Annotated in this window: 19 protein-coding genes; 8 read left to right on the top strand and 11 right to left on the bottom strand. The window is 67.0% G+C overall.

The window, feature by feature from the left end:
* Window positions 1-198: 198 nt before the first annotated feature.
* The 4 genes from rnr (at window position 199) to VGV41_RS04545 (ending at window position 4097) form a co-directional block, all read left to right on the top strand.
* Window positions 199-2472 (top strand): ribonuclease R, encoded by a 2274-nt coding sequence (gene rnr / locus VGV41_RS04560; RefSeq protein WP_326862469.1) that lies wholly within the window; start codon window positions 199-201, stop codon window positions 2470-2472.
* Complete coding sequence (locus tag VGV41_RS04555) at window positions 2469-3221, top strand: NUDIX hydrolase (RefSeq protein ID WP_326862468.1); 753 nt, start codon at window positions 2469-2471, stop codon at window positions 3219-3221. The genes rnr and VGV41_RS04555 overlap by 4 nt, the downstream gene beginning before the upstream one ends.
* A 104-nt stretch (window positions 3222-3325) precedes the next feature.
* Entirely contained in the window at window positions 3326-3493 is a 168-nt protein-coding gene (gene rpmG / locus VGV41_RS04550; protein ID WP_326862467.1) for a 50S ribosomal protein L33, read from the top strand.
* A 310-nt stretch (window positions 3494-3803) separates the two neighbouring features.
* Window positions 3804-4097, top strand: coding sequence for a metalloregulator ArsR/SmtB family transcription factor (locus VGV41_RS04545; protein WP_326862465.1), 294 nt, complete (start codon window positions 3804-3806; stop codon window positions 4095-4097).
* 4 nt (window positions 4098-4101) lie between these two features.
* Here VGV41_RS04545 and VGV41_RS04540 read toward each other — a convergent pair whose 3' ends face one another.
* The 7 genes from VGV41_RS04540 to VGV41_RS04510 are packed head-to-tail and all read right to left on the bottom strand — an operon-like array spanning window position 4102 to window position 9058.
* Window positions 4102-4893, bottom strand: coding sequence for a YdcF family protein (locus VGV41_RS04540; protein ID WP_326862464.1), 792 nt, complete (start codon window positions 4891-4893; stop codon window positions 4102-4104).
* Complete coding sequence (locus VGV41_RS04535) at window positions 4893-5588, bottom strand: ribonuclease activity regulator RraA (protein WP_326862463.1); 696 nt, start codon at window positions 5586-5588, stop codon at window positions 4893-4895. Before VGV41_RS04535 ends, VGV41_RS04540 begins: the two co-directional genes overlap by 1 nt.
* A gap of 12 nt (window positions 5589-5600) precedes the next feature.
* Window positions 5601-6164 carry a VUT family protein gene (locus VGV41_RS04530; RefSeq protein WP_326862462.1) on the bottom strand — a complete coding sequence of 188 codons (564 nt, stop codon included), beginning with the start codon at window positions 6162-6164 and terminating at the stop codon, window positions 5601-5603.
* The gene (queC, locus tag VGV41_RS04525) at window positions 6164-6880 is read right to left on the bottom strand and encodes a 7-cyano-7-deazaguanine synthase QueC (RefSeq protein ID WP_326862461.1); all 717 of its coding nucleotides are present in this window, start codon (window positions 6878-6880) and stop codon (window positions 6164-6166) included. Before queC ends, VGV41_RS04530 begins: the two co-directional genes overlap by 1 nt.
* Before the next feature lie 54 nt (window positions 6881-6934).
* Window positions 6935-7750 carry an aldo/keto reductase gene (locus tag VGV41_RS04520; RefSeq protein WP_326862460.1) on the bottom strand — a complete coding sequence of 272 codons (816 nt, stop codon included), beginning with the start codon at window positions 7748-7750 and terminating at the stop codon, window positions 6935-6937.
* A gap of 13 nt (window positions 7751-7763) precedes the next feature.
* Complete coding sequence (locus VGV41_RS04515; protein WP_326862459.1) at window positions 7764-8237, bottom strand: lysozyme inhibitor LprI family protein; 474 nt, start codon at window positions 8235-8237, stop codon at window positions 7764-7766.
* The gene (locus tag VGV41_RS04510; RefSeq protein WP_326862458.1) at window positions 8234-9058 is read right to left on the bottom strand and encodes an aldo/keto reductase; all 825 of its coding nucleotides are present in this window, start codon (window positions 9056-9058) and stop codon (window positions 8234-8236) included. The genes VGV41_RS04515 and VGV41_RS04510 overlap by 4 nt, the downstream gene beginning before the upstream one ends.
* 298 nt (window positions 9059-9356) lie before the next feature.
* On the opposite strand from VGV41_RS04510, the gene VGV41_RS04505 reads away from it, so the two are divergent.
* The gene (locus tag VGV41_RS04505) at window positions 9357-10181 is read left to right on the top strand and encodes an FTR1 family iron permease (protein ID WP_326862457.1); all 825 of its coding nucleotides are present in this window, start codon (window positions 9357-9359) and stop codon (window positions 10179-10181) included.
* On the opposite strand, the gene VGV41_RS04500 is transcribed toward VGV41_RS04505, so the two are convergent.
* Complete coding sequence (locus VGV41_RS04500; protein ID WP_326862456.1) at window positions 10178-10462, bottom strand: helix-turn-helix domain-containing protein; 285 nt, start codon at window positions 10460-10462, stop codon at window positions 10178-10180. The genes VGV41_RS04505 and VGV41_RS04500 overlap by 4 nt on opposite strands.
* Window positions 10463-10836: 374 nt before the next feature.
* Between VGV41_RS04500 and VGV41_RS04495 the strand changes: the two genes are divergently transcribed.
* From VGV41_RS04495 to VGV41_RS04485, 3 genes are all read left to right on the top strand, one after another.
* Window positions 10837-11292, top strand: a complete 456-nt coding sequence (locus tag VGV41_RS04495; protein WP_326862455.1) for a (2Fe-2S)-binding protein — start codon at window positions 10837-10839, stop codon at window positions 11290-11292.
* Between the two features lie 10 nt (window positions 11293-11302).
* A complete protein-coding gene (locus tag VGV41_RS04490; RefSeq protein WP_326862454.1) occupies window positions 11303-13501 on the top strand; it encodes a xanthine dehydrogenase family protein molybdopterin-binding subunit in 2199 nt (732 codons plus the stop codon).
* 185 nt (window positions 13502-13686) lie between these two features.
* On the top strand, window positions 13687-14985 hold the full coding sequence (locus VGV41_RS04485) for a cytochrome c (protein WP_326862453.1): 1299 nt from the start codon (window positions 13687-13689) through the stop codon (window positions 14983-14985).
* A 5-nt stretch (window positions 14986-14990) separates the two neighbouring features.
* Here the strand turns inward: VGV41_RS04485 and VGV41_RS04480 are convergent, their stop codons facing one another.
* From VGV41_RS04480 to mgtE, 3 genes are all read right to left on the bottom strand, one after another.
* Window positions 14991-16163 (bottom strand): isovaleryl-CoA dehydrogenase, encoded by a 1173-nt coding sequence (locus VGV41_RS04480; protein ID WP_326862452.1) that lies wholly within the window; start codon window positions 16161-16163, stop codon window positions 14991-14993.
* Between the two features lie 65 nt (window positions 16164-16228).
* Complete coding sequence (locus VGV41_RS04475) at window positions 16229-18046, bottom strand: bifunctional diguanylate cyclase/phosphodiesterase (RefSeq protein ID WP_326862451.1); 1818 nt, start codon at window positions 18044-18046, stop codon at window positions 16229-16231.
* Window positions 18047-18130: 84 nt separating this feature from the next.
* Window positions 18131-19522, bottom strand: a complete 1392-nt coding sequence (gene mgtE / locus VGV41_RS04470; RefSeq protein ID WP_326862450.1) for a magnesium transporter — start codon at window positions 19520-19522, stop codon at window positions 18131-18133.
* Between the last annotated feature and the right edge of the window lie 29 nt (window positions 19523-19551).

Genomic DNA, 19551 nt, shown 5'->3' with positions numbered 1-19551 from the left:
ATCGGGTTTACCCGATGTCTACCATTAACGGTGCGCAAGTCGGCTGTAGCCGACTTGCGATGGGGACCCAACTGTGAGTCAGCGCTGGATTCCCGCTTGTGCGGGAATGAGTGGTGAAATCAGCGCGCGCTGGCGAACCTTTCAGCCAATCATTACATTACCGACATCGAAGCGCCCCGCCGGCGCCGGACATTCATTTTGAGCAAAACCAAAAGCAACGCGACCTCCCTTCCGCCCAAGGCCGACATCCTCGCCTTCATCCGTGCCCAGCCGGGTAAGGTCGGCACCCGCGAAATCGCCCGTGCCTTCGGGCTGAAGAACGCGCTGCGCGCCGAATTGAAGCGCCTGCTGCGTGACCTCGCCGACGAAGGCGCCGTCGAGACGCGCCACAAGAAGCTGCATCATCCCGGCGCCCTGCCCTCGACCGTGCTCGCCGACGTCGTCGCGCGCGACAGTGACGGCGATCTCATCGCCACCCCGGACGAATGGGACGAGGAGGCGCACGGTGCCCCGCCGAAGATTCGCATCCTCGTGCCGCGCCATGCGCGCCGCGGCGAGGCCGCCGGCCTGGGCGACCGCGTGTTGCTGCGCGTCGAAGAGACCGAAGAGGACGCCGGCATCCGCCACCGCGGCCAGGTCATCCGCGTCATCGACCGGCCGAAGCACCGCGTGCTCGGCATCTTCCGCAAGGGCCCGCGCGGCGGCGGCCGACTCGAACCGGTCGACAAGAAGATGCTCGGCAAGGAGTTGATCATTCCGGAAGGCGCGACCGGCGACGCGCAGGATGGCGACCTCGTCGCGGTCGAGACGTCCCGCATCGGCCGCCTCGGCCTGGCCTCCGGCCGCGTCGTCGAGAGGCTCGGCTCGCTCTCGAGCGAACGCGCGGTCAGCCTCATCGCCATCAACGCGCACGGCATCCCGCACGTCTTCCGCCGCGAGACCATGGCGGAAGCGGAAGCCGCCAAGCCCGCGACGATGGCGCATCGCGAGGACTGGCGCGACGTTCCCTTCGTCACTATCGATCCGCCCGACGCCAAGGACCACGACGACGCCGTGCACGCCGAGGAGCGCGACGGCGGCTTCATCGTCAACGTCGCCATCGCCGACGTCGCGCATTACGTCACGCCTGGCTCGGCGCTCGACCACGAGGCGCTGGTGCGCGGCAACTCGGTCTATTTCCCCGACCGCGTCGTGCCGATGCTGCCGGAGCGCATCTCCAACGATCTCTGCTCGCTGCGCCCGCAGGTGGAACGCCCCGCCCTCGCCGTGCGCATGATCATCGGCGCCGACGGCCGCAAGCGCTCCCACACATTCCACCGCATCATGATGCGCTCGGCGGCCAAGCTCTCCTACGAGCAGGCGCAACTCGCCATATCGGGCCGCGGCGACGAAGAGAGCGAGCCGCTGGTCGAGCCGATCCTCAAGCCGCTTTACGCCGCCTACGAGACCCTGGTGAAGGCCCGCAACGAGCGCGCGCCGCTCGATCTCGACCTGCCCGAGCGCAAGATTCTGCTCAAAGGCGACGGCACCGTCGACCGCGTCATCGTGCCGGAGCGGCTCGAGGCGCATCGGCTGATCGAGGAGTTCATGATCCTCGCCAATGTCGCCGCCGCCGAGACGCTCGAGAAGGCCCGCGTGCCGCTGATCTACCGCGTCCACGACGAGCCGTCGCTGGAGAAGGTCAACGCCCTGCGCGAATTCCTGCAGACGCTCGACATCGCCTTCGCCAAGGCCGGCGCGCTGCGTCCCGAGGCCTTCAACCGCGTGCTGCGCCAGGTGAAGGGCCGCGACGCCGAAACCTTGGTCAATGAAGTGGTGCTGCGCTCGCAGTCGCAGGCCGAATACGCGTCCGAGAACTACGGTCATTTCGGCCTCAACCTGCGCCGCTACGCGCACTTCACCTCGCCCATCCGCCGCTACGCCGATCTCGTCGTGCATCGCGGGCTGATCCGCGCCATGAGCCTCGGCCCAGATGGGCTCGCCGAGAATGCCGATCCGAAGCTGCTCGGCGAGATCGCCGCTGCCATCTCCGCCACCGAGCGGCGCGCGATGCTGGCCGAGCGCGAGACCACCGACCGGCTGATCGCGCATCATCTCGCCGACCGCGTCGGCGCCTCCTTCGACGGCCGCGTCTCCGGCGTCACTCGCGCCGGCCTGTTCGTGAAGCTGCACGAGACCGGTGCAGACGGCTTCGTGCCGGCGCGCACCATCGGCGACGAATATTTCCATTACGACGAGGCGCGCCACGCCATGGTCGGCAAGCACTCGGGCGAGACCTACCGGCTGGGCGACAATGTCACGGTGAAGCTGGTCGAGGCCGCGCCGGTTGCCGGGGCGCTACGATTCGAGCTTCTGTCGGCCGGGCGCAAAGGCGGCGCGCCCCGCCGGCCGCGGTTCGAGGCGCGGCGGGAGAAGCGCGACGACCGGCGTCAGCGCGGCAGCAGGAAGCGGAAGGGACGGAAGCATTCATGAGGGACACTTCGCATCTCGGCCAGGTTTGGGCCGACCGGATGACCAGGTCCGAGCGCGACCAGTCATTTCCCGACAGCGTGCCGCGCGATGCCGCCACCCTGATGCTGATCGACCGCTCCGGGACGCTGCCGAAGGTGCTGCTCGGCCGCCGCCATCACGGCCACAAGTTCATGCCCGGCAAGTTCGTCTTTCCCGGCGGCCGGCTGGAGCCACACGACGCAGAAATGAGCTCCCTCAGCGACTTGCACCCTGACATTCAAGCTAAACTGAATGTTCGGGTCGCCTCCCCGAGCGCCGATTTCGCCCGCGCCCTCGCGCTCACCGCCATTCGCGAGACGGCGGAGGAGACCGGCCTCCTGCTCGGGGCCAAGCGCGACGAGCCGCCGTCCACCCCGGGCGAGATCTGGGCCGAATTCGCCAAGGCTAAAGTCCACCCCGACCTCGGCCAGATCCACTTCATCGCTCGCGCCATCACCCCACCGCGGCGGCCGAAGCGCTTCGACACCCGCTTCTTCACCGTCGATGCCACGGCCATCGCCCATCGCATCGAGGGCGTGGTCGGGCCCGATTCCGAGTTGGTGGAGCTGACCTGGACCCCGATCGAACAGGCGGCGCAGCACGACATGCCGACCATCACCGGCGTGGTGCTGGAGGAGTTACTGGCGCGGGTGGAAGGTGGCCTCAAGCACAGCCTGCCCGTCCCCTTCTACTTCATGGAAAACCAAGTCTACCACCGGGAACTGCTGTGAAGCCGTAGGCCCGCCTTTCCTTGACATTTGGGCCTTAGCCGCTAGTTTCCGCCGCCAAAGGCACCCCTGACATCGCCGCATTCCGTTTTCGAGGACTATAAGCCATGGCCAAAGCCATCAGCCTGAAGATCAAGCTCGTGTCGAGCGCCGGCACTGGCCACTACTACGTGACCAAGAAGAACTCGCGCACGCAGACCGACAAGCTCGTGAAGAAGAAGTACGACCCGGTCGCCAAGAAGCACGTCGAGTACCGCGAGGGTAAGATCAAGTAAGCCGCGCTTACGCGTCTGGCTCGCGATGAAGGGCGCCGCACGGCGCCCTTTGTGTTTTTCGCCCCGGCCAGTGACATTATCGCATCATGAAATTCATGCGGTCGCTAATTGGGCTTTCGCCTGCGCTTCAGTGGCCCGGCTGCGCCGGCACGAGGCGTGCGAAACGGTCGCAGGATGCACTCAACCGGTGCAAAACCCGCTGTATGGTGTAAATTGGTGTCCTGTATAAGGCCGCAGGATGAACGCGACGAGTCGAACGATGGATGCGCAGCTCACGGAAGGTCGCGACCGCAAGCCCGATCTTCAGCGAATGTCAGATAACGCACAGCGCGCCACCGACTTCCTGAAGGCGCTCGCGCATGAGAGCCGGTGGATGATGTTGTGCATTCTCGCGGAAGGCGAGAAGTCGGTCGGCGAGCTCGAGGAGATCCTGTCGCTGCGCCAGCCGACCGTGTCGCAACAGCTCGCGCGTCTGCGCGCCGACGGTCTGGTCGCCACGCGCCGTGAAGGCAAGGCGATCTACTACAGCCTCGCCAGCGAGGAAGCGCGCACGGTCATCGGCGCCGTCTACGAGGCTTTCTGCCGCAAGGCGCGCAAGCGCTGACGCTTCAGGGCGCCGGCAACAGCGCGCTGGTGCGTCCCGTCAGCCAATAGGCAACGAGCCCTCCCCATTCATGCGCGGCCAAATCGGTCCGCGCGAGGCCACCGCCGATACTGCGCGACAGCGCGAAGCGCCAGTGCGGCCTCGTGTGCCAGTCGACCGGATAGGCTTCCACCGCAAAGCCGACGCGGCGGAAACAGCCGATGGCGCGCGGCATGTGCTGTGCCGAGGTCACCAAGAGCCAGCGCTCGCCCGGCTTCGGCTGAATCAGCGCCTTGGTGAAAGCAGCGTTCTCAGCGGTGTTGCGCGAGCGCGTCTCGAGCATGACGCGATCGCGCGCGATGCCGAAGCTCTCCCACAGCGGCAGCACGAAGTCCGCTTCCGGCGGCGCCTGCGGAAAGAGCGCCGCATTGCCGCCGGAAAATACGATGCGCGCCTTCGGATAATCGCGCGCCAGCTTTGCGACGACCGTGACCCGCTCGGCGCTGTCGGCGAGCGCGACCTGCCCGCGCGCCTGCGAGAGGACGGGATTGATGGCGCCGCCCAGCACGATGATGCCGTCCGGCGCGCCGCGCGCCGGGTCCCATACGGGAAAGCGGTTCTCCAGAATGCTATCGAGCGTGGCGCCGACGGGAAGGAACCCGACGATCAGCAACAGGGCGATCGCCAGCACGCACAGCGAGCGGCCGAGCCGCCGATGGTGCGTGAACAGCAGGATCACGCCGGCGAGGCCGATCAGCAGAATGAGATTGGAGGGCAGCAGCAGGAAGGCGACGGTCTTCGACAGGACGAAGAACATCAGCGCGACTTCTTCCAGGCCTCGTAGCGCTTCTTGTTCTCTTCGTTCGGCGGATAGAGGCCGAGCAGCTGATGCCCCTTCTCCACTTCCTGCACCAGCCAGGTCTCGAGCAGTTCGTGCTCGGCGCCTTCGGTGGCGACGAAGTCGGCGAGATCCTTTGGGATCACCACCGCGCCGTCATCGTCGGCGACGATGATGTCGCCGGGAAAGATCGCAGTGCCGCCGCAGCCGATCGGCTCGTTCCAGCCGACGAAGGTGAGCTGGTTGACAGACGCCGGCGCGGCGACGCCCTGGCACCAAACGGGCAGTCCGGTGCCGAGCACGCCGTGCTTGTCGCGCATGACGCCGTCGGTGATCAGCGCCGTGACGCCGCGCTTGACCATGCGCATGCAGAGGATGTCGCCGAAGATGCCGGCGCCGGTGACGCCCATGGCGTCGGCGACGACGACGCAATCCGCCGGCATCGCCTCGATGGCGCCGCGCGTCGAGATCGGTTTCATCCAGCTTTCCGGCGTGGCGAGGTCCTCGCGCACCGGCACGAAACGCAGCGTGAAGGCGGGGCCGACCACGCGCTTGCCGGAGAAGCCGAAGGGCATCGCGCCCTTCATCCAGGCGTGGCGGATGCCCTTCTTCAAGAGCATCGTGGTGATGGTGCCGGTGGTGATGTTTTTCAGCGCATCAAGCGTAGCGGTCATGGGGCGGTCCGGTCAGGCGGGAGAAAGGCCGAGCCGCTCGTCGCGGCGGCGGAGCCAGGCGATGAGCGGGGTGGCGATTAGCACCATCCAGAGCTTGCCGACGATCTGTCCGCCGAGGAAGTCGAGCGAGCCGAAGGCGAGCCACAGGAAGACGATGGAGTCGACGACGAGGCCGGCAACGCTCGAGGCCATCACCGCGAGCACGAGGCGGCGGCGCGCCAGCGGCGTGTAGACGGCGAAGTCGGCGAACTCCGAGAGCAGGAAGGCGGCGGTCGAGGCGATGACCAGCGCGGCCGGCGCCAGCGCCCACGAGATCAGCGCGCCGACGACGATGGCGCCGAGGCCGAAGCCGGCGCCGAGCCGGCGCTGCACCAAGTCGCGCAGCACCAGGGCCGCGCCGACCATCATCACGCCCGAGGGCGCCATGAGCCCGGGCGCGACCGGCAGCACGCAGGGTCCGTTGGTAAGGCAAGCGGTGCCGACATGGCCGATCATCCAGTTCGCGGCCGGAATGGTCAGGCAGAACAGGACGAGGAAGGCGAAGCCCTCGCTGCGGCGTCGATTATCGTTGTCCATCACGTCTGTCGTCGTCTTTCGATATAGGTGGCATAGCCCTGCGCGCGCAGGCGGCAGGCGGGGCATTGGCCGCAGCCATAGCCCCAATCGTGGCGGTGCGTGCGGTCGCCGAGATAACAGCTATGGCTGTCCTCGATGACGAGATCAAGCAAGCCCTGCCCGCCCAGATCCTCGGCAATCGCGAAGGTGGCCGCCTTGTCGATCCACATCAGCGGCGTATGGACGGCGAGATCGCGATCGAGGCCGAGCGTGAGGGCCTTCTGCATGGCCTTTATGGTTTCGTCGCGGCAGTCCGGATAGCCGGAATAGTCCGTCTCGCACATCCCGGCGACCAGATGGGCGGCGCCGCGCCGATAGGCAAGCGCCGCGGCGAAGCTGAGGAAGATCAGGTTGCGCGCCGGTACGAAGGTGGTCGGCAAACCGTTCTCGGCAATCTCGATGGCGACGTCGCGGGTGAGCGCGGTCTCCGAGATCTCGGCCAGCGCGTCGATGCGGATGACGTGGTCGTCGCCGAGGCGGCTCCCCCACGCGGCGTCGAGGGCGGCGATGCCGGCGCGCAGGCGCGGCCGCACGTCGAGCTCGACCGCGTGCCGCTGGCCATAGTCGAAGCCGACCGTCTCGACGCGGGTAAAACGCGTCAACGCCCAGGCGAGGCACACGGAGGAATCCTGGCCGCCGGAGAAGAGGACCAAAGCGGTGTCGGGGGAGATCGTCATCGGCCGGGTTCTAGCCTGCCCGGCCCGGCTTTGTCGCCCCTCGCGGCGCCGGCCTCAATCCCACTTCGGCGACCAGGTCCAGTCGACGATGCGGTCGCCGCGGCGGCCGAGCCCGGCGATCTCGGCCATCTCCGCCTCGGTGAGGGCGAAGTCGAACAGCGCGATGTTCTCCTCCAAGCGCTCGACCTTGCTGGTGCGCGGGATGACGACGATCCCTTGCTGCACCAGGAAGCGCAGCGACACCTGCGCCGCGCTCTTGCCGTGCGCCTTGCCGATGCGGCCGAGCACCGCGTCCTCCGGCGCACCGCCGCGCGCGATCGGGCTGTAGGCGACGACCGCCATGCCGTGACGCCTGCAGGCGGCGATGACCTTCGACTGGTCGAGGAAGGGATGCATCTCGATCTGGTTGCAGACCAGCGGCTCCGGCGACACCTTGTTCGCCTCGTCGAGCAGCGCCACCGTGAAGTTGGACACGCCGAGCGCCCGCACCAGGCCTTCCTGTTTGAGCTTGGCCATGGCGCCGAGCGTCTCGGCAAGCGGCACGCGCGGGTTCGGCCAATGGATCAGCAAGAGGTCGATGTGATCGAGGCGCAGATGCGCCAGGCTCTCCTTGACCGAACGGTCGACGTCGCGCGCCGACAGGAGGCTCGGCTGGATCTTGGTGGTGACCATCACCTCGGCGCGTTTGCCGGAGGCGCGAACGCCATCGCCCACATCGTGCTCGTTGCCGTACATCTGCGCGGTGTCGATGTGCCGGTAGCCGAGCCGGATCGCCTGCTCGGTCAGCCGCGCGCAGTCGCGGCCGCGCAGCATCCATGTGCCGAGGCCGACGATCGGAATGTCGAAGCCCTTGGCTTTCACCACTTGCATCGGCTCACCGCGATCAGTCGTTGAGGAAGCCCAGCAAAAACAGCGCGCGCCGCGCCGTCTCGCGGTTGACGCAGGCCGACGCCATCGGGCTCGCCATCGTGCCCTGGTAGAAGTCCCAGTAGAAGGCGCATGTCTTCTCCCGATCGGCGAGCCAGGCGCGCTGCATCTCGCGCAGCTTAACGCGCTGCGTCTCGTCGAGTTTCTCGCGCAGGCGGCGGAAGGTCTCGTTGAGGATGTCGTCCCAGACTGCGTGCTCGCGGTCGACGCAGGCGTTCATGTCCGCGGTCGACTTCGTTTTGTCGTCGTTGAGGCATGGATTGGAGACGATGCCGATGCAGCGTTCGGCGTCGCTCGCCGGCTTGCCGGCCGGCGCCGCGGTCTTGATGCAATCCTCGATCTTTCGCGTCGCCTTGGCGTCCGGTGCCGCCCGTGCAGCGAGCGGCCACACGAGCAGCAGCGCGGTCGCGACGACCGCGGCGCGGATCACGGCGTATCCCACACCGGCGCGTGCGGCGGGTTGACCACGCGCATATTGGTGTCATTGAGCTTTTTCAATTCGGCCATCTCGGCGTCCGCCAACTTGAAATCGAAGACGTCGAGGTTGGCCTTGAGATGGTCCGGCTTGTCGGAGCGCGGGATGGCGCAGACGCCCATCTGCACCAGATAGCGCAGCGAGACCTGCGCCGCGCTCTTGCCGTGCGCCTTGCCGATGCGCTCGAGCGCGTCGGCGCCCGGCACCTTGCCGCGCGCGATCGGGCAATAGGCGACCACCGCCATGCCGTGCTTCTTGCTGGTCGCCAGCACCTTGTCCTGGTTGATGAAGGGATGCATCTCGATCTGGTTGCAGACCAGCGGCTCGCTCGTCGCCGCCCAGGCGTCGTCGAGCATCTTGGTGGTGAAATTGGCGACGCCGACATGCTTGGCGAAGCCGTCCTTCTTGGCCTGGCAGAGGGCGCCGACAGAGGTCTTGAACGGGATGTCCTTGTTGTTCCAGTGGATGAGCAACAGATCGACGTAAGGCAGTTGCAGGTTGGCGAGACTTTCGCTCAGCGACTGGCGAAATTTGTCCGGCTCGAGATGCGTCTCGCGCACCTTGGTGCAGATGAACACGTTCTCGCGCTTGATGCCGGACTGGCGCAGGCCCTCGCCGACGTCCTTCTCGTTACCGTAGAACCACGCGGTGTCGAGATGGGTGTAGCCGACCTGCAGCGCGGTCTTCACCGCCTGGACGCAGACATCCCCTTTCAGGGTCATGGTGCCAAGCCCGATCTGGGGAATCCGGGCGCCATGTGCTTCGACGAATTGCATCGCGATATTCTCCCTCGGCGGCAGTTTCTGGTCGGTGACGTTGCGGCGGAGAATGCCCGGTCGGTGCCCGGCTGCCAACCGGGGTCACTCCCGGTTGGCCCGCGGCCGGCGGCTCACCAAAATTTTTCGTGACATGGCCGCTGCAACAATCGCCGCAAGCTCAGACCTTTGCCCGATCTCCTGAGATTGGAATAATTAAAGAAAGCGAAATATGTCTTGCATCCGTCGCTTTTGACCCCTTGGTAAGCCCGCAAGGGCACTATTTAAGGCGGTACGACCCGCCCGGACTGGCAAGGCAATGCTCGGCGCACTGATCATCGTATTCCGCGAAGTCATCGAGGCAGGCTTGATCGTCGGCATCGTCATGGCGGCGACCAGAGGCGTCGACGGCCGGGGCCGCTGGATCGCGTTCGGCATTACCGGCGGGCTCGCCGGCGCCGCCATCGTCGCCGCCTTCGCCGGCGCCATTTCCGAGGCCTTCCAGGGCGCCGGCCAGGAGATGTTCAACGCCGCCGTGCTCGGCATCGCCGTGGTCATGCTGATGTGGCACAACGCCTGGATGTCGCGGCACGGCCGCGAGATCGCCGCCGAGATGCGGCGTATCGGCACAGACGTCAGCGAGGGCGCCAGACCGCTCACTGCGCTTGCCGTGGTCGTAGGCCTCGCCGTGCTGCGCGAGGGCTCCGAGGTGGTGCTCTTCCTCTATGGCATCGTCGCCTCGGGCACGTCGGTGGGCGCACTGTTCGTCGGCGGCCTGCTCGGCGTCGCCGCCGGCGCCGCCTTCACGGCGCTGACCTATTTCGGCCTGCTCGCCATTCCGCAGCGCTACATCTTTGCAGTGACGAGTTGGCTGATCGCGCTGCTCGCGGCCGGCATGGCGGCGCAGTCGGTCCAATTCCTCGATAATGGCGGCGTGCTGACCGTGTTCGACCGCACCGTCTGGGACACGTCGTGGCTGCTGACCGAAGACAGCATCCCCGGCCGGCTGCTGCACACGCTGATCGGCTACACGGCGCGGCCAAGCGGCATGCAGCTCATCGTCTACGCCGCTGTGCTCGTCGCGATGTATCTCTTGATGAAACTCGCGCGCCTGCCGGAGAAGCGGCGCGCGGCGACGGCCTAACGCCGACCGCCGAGTGCGGCGAAGGCCGTATCAGGCACGCGGTCGATCAATTTCAGAAGCGCGCGCGCCGGTCCCCGCGGCGAGCGCTTGCCCTGCTCCCAGTTGCGCACCGTCTCGAGCGGCACCTCGATGCTCTCGGCAAACGCCACCTGGGTCAGGCCGCAACGCGCGCGCACCTGGCGCACGAAGGCGGCCGGATCGGAGTGATCCATCCCCTTCTCGCTGCCATCGGCAAGGATTTCGACGATCCGCCCGTCGGCCTTCAGCCGCACCCGCATCATGGCTTCCCCTCCCGCAACCGAGATCGGCCAGAGGCCTAGGTGATTCGCAGAAATGGAACCTTAACGGCGCCCTGAGGGCCGACCGAGCCTACGGTCGGCCTTGACGCACCGCAGCATAAACGCATTCCGGTACCATCATGGCCTGCGATCGCCGTTCCACGATATTGCAAATTGCGAAAAGCGGCGCGCGGAAACCTGACGCATCTTTCAATTTAGAGGCGTCCGGTAACTCAGTGCCGCCGGTCCCCGCCTTGTGATGGCGATAATGCATTGCATCTTGGACGCGGGCCAATCGCGCTGCTAGTCTGGTTCCGACGCGACGTGACCGTAAGTCCGTCGCCGAGCTGCATCACCCACCTCTGAGGAGAGCCACGGTGATCACCATCCAGGTCAACGGAACTTCGCACCAGGTCGACATCGAGCCGGATACGCCACTCCTGTGGGTGTTGCGCGACATCGTCGGCCTGACCGGCACCAAATTCGGCTGCGGCATCGCCCAATGCGGCGCGTGCACAGTGCATCTCAACGGCAGACCGATGCGCTCGTGCTCGGTGCCGATCGGCGCGCTCGACGGCGCCAAGATCACGACCATCGAAGGCCTCTCGCCGGACAACAGCCACCCTGTGCAGCGCGCCTGGGTCGCGGAAGACGTGCCGCAATGCGGTTACTGCCAATCGGGACAGATCATGGCCACGGTCGCGTTCCTGAAGGACTTCCCCAATCCGACCGACGCGGAAATCGATGCCAACCTCACCAACATATGCCGCTGCGGAACTTACGAGCGCCTGCGTCGCGCCATTCATCGCGCCGCCGACATGTTGAAAGCCTGAGGAGGGCACCATGCACGGGACCCGCATCGCTCCGAAGTTGAGCCGCCGCCATTTCATCCTCACCGCCGCCACCGCCGCCGGCGGATTCATGATCGGCATCGGCGGCCTGCCGCGCGCCGCCCACGCTGCCGCCGTCACGGCGCAGCCGTGGAACGACGACAACGCCTCCGCGCCGAACGAAATCGACGCCTGGATCGCCGTCGATCCGGACGACTCCATCCTGATCCGCTACCAGCGCTCGGAAATGGGCCAGGGCAGCATGACCGCGCTGCCGATGATGATCGCCGAAGAACTGCAATGCGACTGGTCGAAGGTGCGCATCGAATACGCCTCGCCCAACCGCAATATCCGCGAGAACAAGGTCTACGGACCGATGTACTCGCACGGCAGCATGTCGGTGCGGTTCTCGCAGAAGAAGATGCAGCAGGTCGGCGCCAGCGCGCGCGAGCGCCTGATCCAGGCGGCGGCGACACGCTGGAGCGTGCCGGCGACGGAATGCGCGGCGGCCAACAGCGTGGTCACGCACAAGCCGTCCAGCCGCACCTTGCGTTACGGCGAACTCGCCGCCGACGCGGCGAAGGTCACGCTGGCCAAGGAGCCGGCGATCAAGACACCGGCGCAGTTCACCTTCATCCCGAAGGCGCTGCCGCGCATCGACGTCGTGCACAAGACCGACGGCTCGGCCAAGTTCGGCATCGACGCGCAGGTGCCGGGCATGGTGTTCGCCGCGATCACGGCGTGCCCGGTCCCCGGCGGCAAGCTCAAGAGCGTCGACGAGACCGTGCTCAAGGGCGCGCCGGGCGTATTGCAGGTCGTGAAGCTGCCCGACGCCGTGGCTGTGGTGGCGACCGACACCTACTGGCGCGCCAAGCGGGCGCTCTCCCGCCTGCAGCCGGAATGGGATGTCGGAGAGGCCGGCAAGGTCGACAGCGAGACGCTGTCGAAGCAGTACCGGGCAGCGCTGAATGATCAGATGCTGACCGCGCGCAACGACGGCGACGTCGACAAAGCGTTCCCGGGCGCAAAGAAGACGTTCGAGGCGATCTACGAGACGCCGTATTTGTCGCATTCGCCGATGGAGCCGATGAACGCGACGGTGCATCTGCAGCCCGACCGGCTCGACGTCTGGTTCGGGACGCAGGACCCCCTCGAAGCCCTCGAGGCGGCAGCGAAGGCCTCCGGCCTCAAGCCTGAACAGGTCTACGTGCACAACGCATTCGTCGGCGGCGGCTTCGGCCGCCGCGACGGCAACGACGAACTCGCGCAGGCCATCGCCATCGCCAAGGTGGTGAATCGTCCGGTCAAGCTGGTGTGGACGCGCGAAGAGGACACGCGACAGGACAAATTCCGGCCGCACGCCGTGGTCGCTTTCAAGGCCGCCACCGGCGACGACGGCACGCCAACCGCGTGGTCGATGCGGGTCGTCACCTCGTCGATCTTCCACTCGGTCGGCCGGAAGTGGCCGGCCAACAAGGTCGAGCCCCAGACCGTCGCCGGTCTGGAGGACAACGGCTACAACGTGCCGAACACGCGCGTTCAGTCGCTGGTCAAGAACACGCACCTGCCGGTGTGGTTCTGGCGGTCGCCCGGAGCCAATCAGCACGTCTTCGCCATCGAAAGCTTCGTCGACGAAATGGCGGCGGCGAACGGGATCGATCCCTACCAGATGCGGCGCAAGCTGCTCGCGGGGAAGTCTGACTGGCTGAAGGTGCTAGACACCGCCGCCGAGAAGGGCGACTGGGGCAAGCCGTTGCCCAAGGGCACCGGCCGCGGCATCGCCATCTGCACCGATACCGACAGCCTCTGCGCGCAGGTCGCCGAGGTCACCGTCACGCCCGATGGGAACGTGAAGGTGAACCGGGTCACGGTGGCGCTCGACACGCGCTACATGGTCAATCCGCAGACCATCGCCGAGCAGGCCGAAGGGTCGGTGATCTTCGGCCTGAGCGCCGCGCTCTACGGCAAGATCACCATCAAGGACGGTGCCGCCGTGCAGGGCAATTTCGACACCTACCGCATGGTGCGTCTGGCGCAGGCGCCGAAGATCGACGTGCATCTCGTGCCAAGCGGCGGCAAGAAATGGGGCGGCGCCGGCGAGCCGGCCGTCCCGCCGATCGCCGCGGCGGTGGCAAACGCCATCTTCGCCGCCACGGGCAAGCGCATCAGGACGTTGCCGATCAGCGATATCGACCTGCGCAGCTCGGTCTAGGCCGGGTTGACCCAACAAACCCTGCGCGCGGAGCGGCACCAAGCCGCCCGCGCGTCCATCGACAAGCCTTCCAGACAAATTAAAGCACGCAGGTCCCGCCCCGGCAGCCGCAGCTCTCAGGAGAGCCAGCCACGCGGTTGCCGGATTTCAAAAAGCGGACGACACCTGCCGGGGAGACCAGGGCCGTGACCATCGTTTCAAAGGCGCTTTTTGGCGCGTTCGCATTGCTGATGGCCGGCGCAGCCGCGCGGGCCGACGAGAGCGTCTCTGCTCCCAAAAGCCAGGGCGAATATCTGGCGCGCGCCGGCGACTGCGTCGCCTGCCACTCGGTGCCGGGCGGCAAAGCCTTCGCCGGCGGCCTCAAGATGGGCACGCCGCTCGGCGCCATCTACTCGACCAACATCACGCCGGACGGCGAGACCGGCATCGGCGGCTACACGCTCGCCGACTTCGACAATGCGCTCCGCCGCGGCATCGCCAAGGACGGGCATCGGCTCTATCCGGCGATGCCCTACCCGTCCTACGCCAAGCTCACCGACGCGGACGTGAAGGCCCTCTACGAGTTCTTCATGAAGCAGGTGCCGCCCGTGCACCAGGCGAATATCAAAAGCGAAATCTCCTCGCCGTGGAACATGCGCTGGCCGCTGGCGATCTGGGATGCGGTGTTCACGACCGGCGGAAGCTACATCAACAAGAGCGATCGCGACGCGGCCTGGAATCGCGGCGCCTATCTCGTGCAGGGCCTCGGCCATTGCGGCGCCTGCCATACAGATCGCGGCTTCGCCTGGCAGGAGAAGGCGCTCGACGAGTCCGGCTCGGATTATCTGTCGGGTGCGGAGCTCGACGCCTGGTACGCGCCGGACCTGCGCGGCAATCCGCGCGTTGGTCTTGGCGGCTGGTCGAAGGCCGACATCGTCGCGTTTCTCAAGGACGGCCATAACCGGCACGCCACCGCCTTCGGCTCGATGATCGACGTCGTCAACAACAGCACGCCCTATCTCTCGGACGACGATCTCAATGCGATCGCGGAGTACCTCAAATCGTTGCCGGCGGCCTCGGCGCAGGCTGCGGTTGCCTATAACGACGCCACCACGGCGGCGCTGCACAGCGGTCACGCGAAAGAGCCCGGCGCGGCAGTCTTCACCGGCACCTGCGCCAACTGCCACGGCTTCGACGGCAAGGGCTTTGCCCCTTACCTCCCGCCACTTGCCGGCAACCCGGTCGTCCTCGACAAGAACCCCTCATCGCTCATCAACCTCGTCTTGAACGGCTCGAACCCGCTGGTCGTGAAGGGCACGCCGGACTCCTACCGCATGCCGCAATTCCGGCAGCAATATTCCGATCAGGAGATCGCCGACGTCGTCACGTTCATCCGCAACGGCTGGGGCAATCAGGCGCCGGCGGTGACGGCGGCGGAGGTCGCCAAGCTGCGCAAGCAGACCGATCCGAGCAGCGATCAGGTCATCGTGCTGAAGATGCGGTAGGGCCCCTACCGCGTCTTCTCGAATATCTCGCGTCCAATCAGCATGCGGCGGATCTCGCTCGTGCCGGCGCCGATCTCGTAGAGCTTGGCGTCGCGCAAGAGACGCCCGGTTGCGGTCTCATTGATGTAACCGGCGCCGCCGAGGCACTGGATTGCTTCGAGCGCCATCCAGGTCGCCCGCTCCGCCGCGTAGAGGATCGCGCCGGCGGCGTCCTCGCGCGTCGTGCGCCCCTCGTCGCAGGCGCGCGCCACGGCGTAGACGTAGGCCTTGGCAGCATTCATCGTCACGTACATGTCGGCGAGCTTGCCCTGCATCATCTGGAAGCGGCCGATCGGCTGTCCGAACTGCTGGCGCTGGTGCATGTACGGCACAACCACGTCCATGCACGCCTGCATGATGCCGAGCGGACCGGCGGCGAGCACGACCCGCTCGTAATCGAGACCGGACATCAGCACGTTGACGCCGTTGCCGATGGCGCCGAGCACGTTGTCCGCCGGCACCTCGCAGTCGGTGAACACGAGTTCCGAGGTGTCGGAGCCGCGCATGCCGAGCTTGTCCAGCTTCTGCGCCGGGGCAAAGCCCTTCATCCCCTTCTCGACAATGAAAGCGGTGATGCCGCGCGAGCCGGCGGTCGGATCAGTCTTGGCGTAGACGACGAGCGTGTCGGCGTGCGGCCCGTTGGTGATCCACATCTTCGACCCGTTGAGGATGTAACGGTCACCCTTCTTGTCGGCGCGCGTGCGCATCGAAACGACGTCGGAGCCGGCACTCGGCTCCGACATCGCCAGCGCGCCGACGTGCTCGCCGGACACCAGCTTCGGCAGATATTTGCGCTTCTGCTCCGCTGTGCCGTTGCGCCTGATCTGGTTGACGCAGAGATTGGAATGGGCGCCGTAGGAGAGGCCGACCGCGGCCGAGGCGCGCGACACCTCCTCCATGGCGAGGCAGTGCGCGAGGTAGCCGAGGCCGGAGCCGCCGTACTCCTCTTCGACGGTGATGCCGTGCAAGCCGAGCGCGCCCATCTCCGGCCACAGGTCGCGCGGGAACTGGTTGGAGCGGTCGATCTCGGCGGCGCGCGGCGCGATCTTGTCGGCGGCGAAATCGGCGACCGACTTGCGCAGCATGTCGTTGTCGGCGCCAAGACCGAAATCGAAGCCGCTCCACGCGTTCGGAATCATGCACCCGCCTCCAGAGGCGCCTCGTCGACGCCATCGCAACCCGCGGAAACTCTAGCCGCTCGTTGTCAGGCTGTCAGCGCCGCACGACCGCCGGGCTTCGACCCCGCGATGAGCCTGTCGATCGCCTTGGGCGGCGCCGGCCGCGCGAACAGGAAGCCCTGCATCTCGTCGCAGCCGGCGAGCCGCAGCAGCACACGCTGCTGCTCGGTCTCGACGCCCTCGACGGTGATCGAGAGGCCGAGCGCGCGGCCGAGCGCAACGATGGCCTGGATGATGACGCCACCGTTGCCGGACTGGCCGAGCACCGCGACGAAGCTCCGGTCGATCTTGAGCTTGTCGAGCGGGAAGCGCTGCAGGTAGCTGAGGTTGGAATAGCCGGAGCCGAAATCGTCGAGTGCGATGCGCACGCCGAGCGCGTGCAGGTCCCCGATGCGCCGGATCATCTCGTCGGGATTGTCGATCAGCACGCCCTCGGTGATCTCGAGCATCAGGCGCGACGGCGGCACGCCGCTGTCTTCGAGCGCCGAACGTACCGTGTCGATGATGCTGCGGTCGCGCACCTGCAGCGGCGACAGGTTCACCGCAACGTAGAGTTCCGGCCAGCGCTTGGCCTCCTGCAGCGCCTTGCGCAGCACAAAGGCGCCGAGCGTGTCCATCAGCCCCATCTGCTCGGCGACGGGCACGAAGGCCGCCGGCGAGATCGGACCCTTGGTCGCGTGCGTCCAGCGCAGCAGCGCCTCGACGCCGAGCACGGCGCTGTTGTCGGCGGAGACGATCGGCTGGTAGTGCAGTTCCATCTCGTTGGCGGTGATGGCGCGCGGCAATTCGCGATGGATGAAACGCTGCTCCGCCGAGAGCGTGTCGAGCGACGGCTCGAAGGCGACGATCGTGCCCGGCCCCTTGCTGTCGGCGGCGCGCAGGGCGATCTCGGTGCGCCGCGCCAGTTCGCCGCGTGTGGCGCCGTGCCCCGGCGCCTGCGCGAAGCCGCAATGCGCGCTCAGCCTGACCACCGTGTCCACCCAGTAAGGACGCGCCAGCGCCTCGATGGCGGCGCGCAGCACCGTTTCCGCATCGATCTCGCCGACCGCCGTGAAGATGACGGCGAATTCGTCGGCGGCGATGCGGCCGCAGACCGCCTGCGGCGGCAGCGACTCCTTCAGCCGCCCGGCCGCCGCCACGATCAATTCATCGCTGCCGAGCACGCCGTGATGCGCGGTCACGTCATCCATGCCGTCGACCTCGATCAAGGCGAAGGTGGTCACCTCGTCCATGGTGCGTTCGGCGAGTGCGAGGTCGAGCAGTTCGAGCACCTTGGCGTGATTGGGCAGCCGCGTAAGCTTGTCCTCGTCGGCGGCGCGGCGCGCCATCTCCTCGCTGGCGGCGAGATCGCGGCCGGCGCGGCGCAGTTGCCACAGGGAGAAGGCGGCGAAGCCGACGAGCACGGCGGTGATGCCGGCGATCAGCGGCGCCAGCCGGTTCATCGCCGTCATCATCGGGTGCGGCCGCTCCCAGCTGAAGAATCCGGCGATGCGGCCGTCGGCGTCGATCACCGGCTGCGACTCGCCGGCGTCAGAGCTCGGCTCCGCCTCGAAAGTCAGCCCGCGGATGTTGACACTGTGCTCGACGGTGCGGACGAAGCGCGGATCGAGCGCGCCGGTCTGGCCAAACCAGGTGCGGAAATCGGCGATCGCGCCGCGCAGCGCCGTGCGCTGGTCGGCCCCCAAGCGCTCGTCGCTCTGCCGCGCGAGGCTGTAGCCGACCCCGGTGGTCACAATGCTGGCGCCGAGCGCGAGCAGCGCCAGGACGACGATCAGCCGCGACCCCGACAGCATGCGCCGCGCGCGCGCCTGCGACGCTCCAGCGGTCTGGATGTGGCTCGCCAACGGCTTCCCCCCGTCCTCACCGCAAAGGGATAGTTCGTCAGCCTTAATGGTCGGTCAGGAAACAGGGTGAACGAAGGGTAATCCTCAGCGCAGCCCGAACCAGAAGGTGGCGATGCTCAGGAAGGAGAAGAACCCGACCACGTCGGTGACCGTGGTCACGAACGGGCTCGAGGCCACCGCCGGGTCGAAGCGCAACCGGTGCAGCCCGAGCGGGATGAGGATGCCGCCGAGCGCCGCCGCCGCCATGTTGCAGATCATGGCGAGCCCGATGACCAGACCGAGCCCCGGCACCCGGAACCAGACATAGGCCGCCGCCCCGGTGATGACGGCGAAGGCGAGCCCGTTGAGCAGGCCGACGAACAGCTCGCGGCGGACGACGCGCCAGGCATTGGCGTCGCGCAGGTCCTGGGTCGCCAGCGCGCGCACAGCCACCGTCATCGTCTGGGTGGTGGCGTTGCCGCCCTGGCTGGCCACGATCGGCGCCAGCACCGCCAGCGCCACCATCTTCTGCAACTGTCCCTCGAACAGGCCGAGCACCGAAGAGGCGAGGAAGGCGGTGCCGAGATTGATCAGCAGCCAGTTGAAGCGGCTGCGGGCGATGGTCCAGACCGTGTCCGACAATTCCTCGTAGCGGGCGACGCCGCCGAGCGCCTTGATGTCCTCGTCCGCCTCCTCCTGGATGACGTCGGCGACGTCATCGAAGGTGATGACGCCGACCAGGCGGTTGGCGGTATCGAGCACCGGCGCCGCCACCCAGTTGTAGCGCTGGAACAGCCGCGCCACCTCTTCCTGGTCCTGGTCGGCGCGGATCAGCGGCCGCTCGTCCTCGAGGATGTCGGCGATCGGCATCGGCCGCTTCGAGCGCAGGAGCTTGTCGAGCGGCACGGCGCCGACGAAATGGCCGCGCTCGTCCATGACATAGACTTCATAGAAGCGGTCGGGCAGTTCCACCGTCTCCCGCATGTAGTCGATCGCCTGACCGACGTCCCAGTGCGAGGCCACGGCGATGAACTCGGTCTGCATCCGCCGGCCGGCGGAGTCTTCCGGATATTCGAGGCTGCGCGCCAGCGCCACGCGTTCCGGCGGCGGCAGTTGATCGAGGATTTCGGTGCGCTCCTCCTGCGGCAGGTCGGCGAGGATCGCCACCGCATCGTCGGAGTCGAGGTCGCGCACGCCTTCGGCAACCGTGCGCGGCAGCAGTTCCTCGAGGATCTCGCCGCGCACCGCATCGTCGACCTCGGTCAGCGCCGTGAAGTCGAAGTCAATGCCGAGCAGTTCGACGAGGCGCGGCCGCAGCTCGCTGTCGAGCGCCTCGACAAGGGCGCCGAGATCGGCCTCGTGCAGGTCCGCGGTAAGCTCGCGCAATTCGTCGACGCGGCCGGCCTCGATGGCCTGCGCCACACGCGTCACGAACTCTTCGCGGATGGCGCCCTCCTCGTCGCGCAGCGACGGCACGCCGGTCTCTTCAGCAAGCATGCGACAGCCCCTGCACAAGCAGTGCGACC

Origin of the sequence: Pseudolabrys sp. (assembly GCF_035943735.1) — a bacterium.
Classification (GTDB): domain Bacteria; phylum Pseudomonadota; class Alphaproteobacteria; order Rhizobiales; family Xanthobacteraceae; genus Pseudolabrys.
The sequence above is the reverse complement of the archived record's forward strand: the minus strand, read 5'-3'. Positions and strand labels throughout refer to the sequence as shown.

Bases quoted from the DNA above. Each gene is read 5' to 3' on its own strand.
- queC (WP_326862461.1), bottom strand. From the start codon at position 6,880: ATGACGATCTCCCCCGACACCGCTTTGGTCCTCTTCTCCGGCGGCCAG.
- VGV41_RS04545 (WP_326862465.1), top strand. From the start codon at position 3,804: ATGTCAGATAACGCACAGCGCGCCACCGACTTCCTGAAGGCGCTCGCG.
- rpmG (WP_326862467.1), top strand. From the start codon at position 3,326: ATGGCCAAAGCCATCAGCCTGAAGATCAAGCTCGTGTCGAGCGCCGGC.
- VGV41_RS04530 (WP_326862462.1), bottom strand. From the start codon at position 6,164: ATGGACAACGATAATCGACGCCGCAGCGAGGGCTTCGCCTTCCTCGTC.
- VGV41_RS04520 (WP_326862460.1), bottom strand. From the start codon at position 7,750: ATGCAAGTGGTGAAAGCCAAGGGCTTCGACATTCCGATCGTCGGCCTC.
- VGV41_RS04555 (WP_326862468.1), top strand. From the start codon at position 2,469: ATGAGGGACACTTCGCATCTCGGCCAGGTTTGGGCCGACCGGATGACC.
- VGV41_RS04505 (WP_326862457.1), top strand. From the start codon at position 9,357: ATGCTCGGCGCACTGATCATCGTATTCCGCGAAGTCATCGAGGCAGGC.
- VGV41_RS04510 (WP_326862458.1), bottom strand. From the start codon at position 9,058: ATGCAATTCGTCGAAGCACATGGCGCCCGGATTCCCCAGATCGGGCTT.
- VGV41_RS04490 (WP_326862454.1), top strand. From the start codon at position 11,303: ATGCACGGGACCCGCATCGCTCCGAAGTTGAGCCGCCGCCATTTCATC.
- VGV41_RS04480 (WP_326862452.1), bottom strand. From the start codon at position 16,163: ATGATTCCGAACGCGTGGAGCGGCTTCGATTTCGGTCTTGGCGCCGAC.
- VGV41_RS04535 (WP_326862463.1), bottom strand. From the start codon at position 5,588: ATGACCGCTACGCTTGATGCGCTGAAAAACATCACCACCGGCACCATC.
- VGV41_RS04540 (WP_326862464.1), bottom strand. From the start codon at position 4,893: ATGTTCTTCGTCCTGTCGAAGACCGTCGCCTTCCTGCTGCTGCCCTCC.
- mgtE (WP_326862450.1), bottom strand. From the start codon at position 19,522: ATGCTTGCTGAAGAGACCGGCGTGCCGTCGCTGCGCGACGAGGAGGGC.
- VGV41_RS04500 (WP_326862456.1), bottom strand. From the start codon at position 10,462: ATGATGCGGGTGCGGCTGAAGGCCGACGGGCGGATCGTCGAAATCCTT.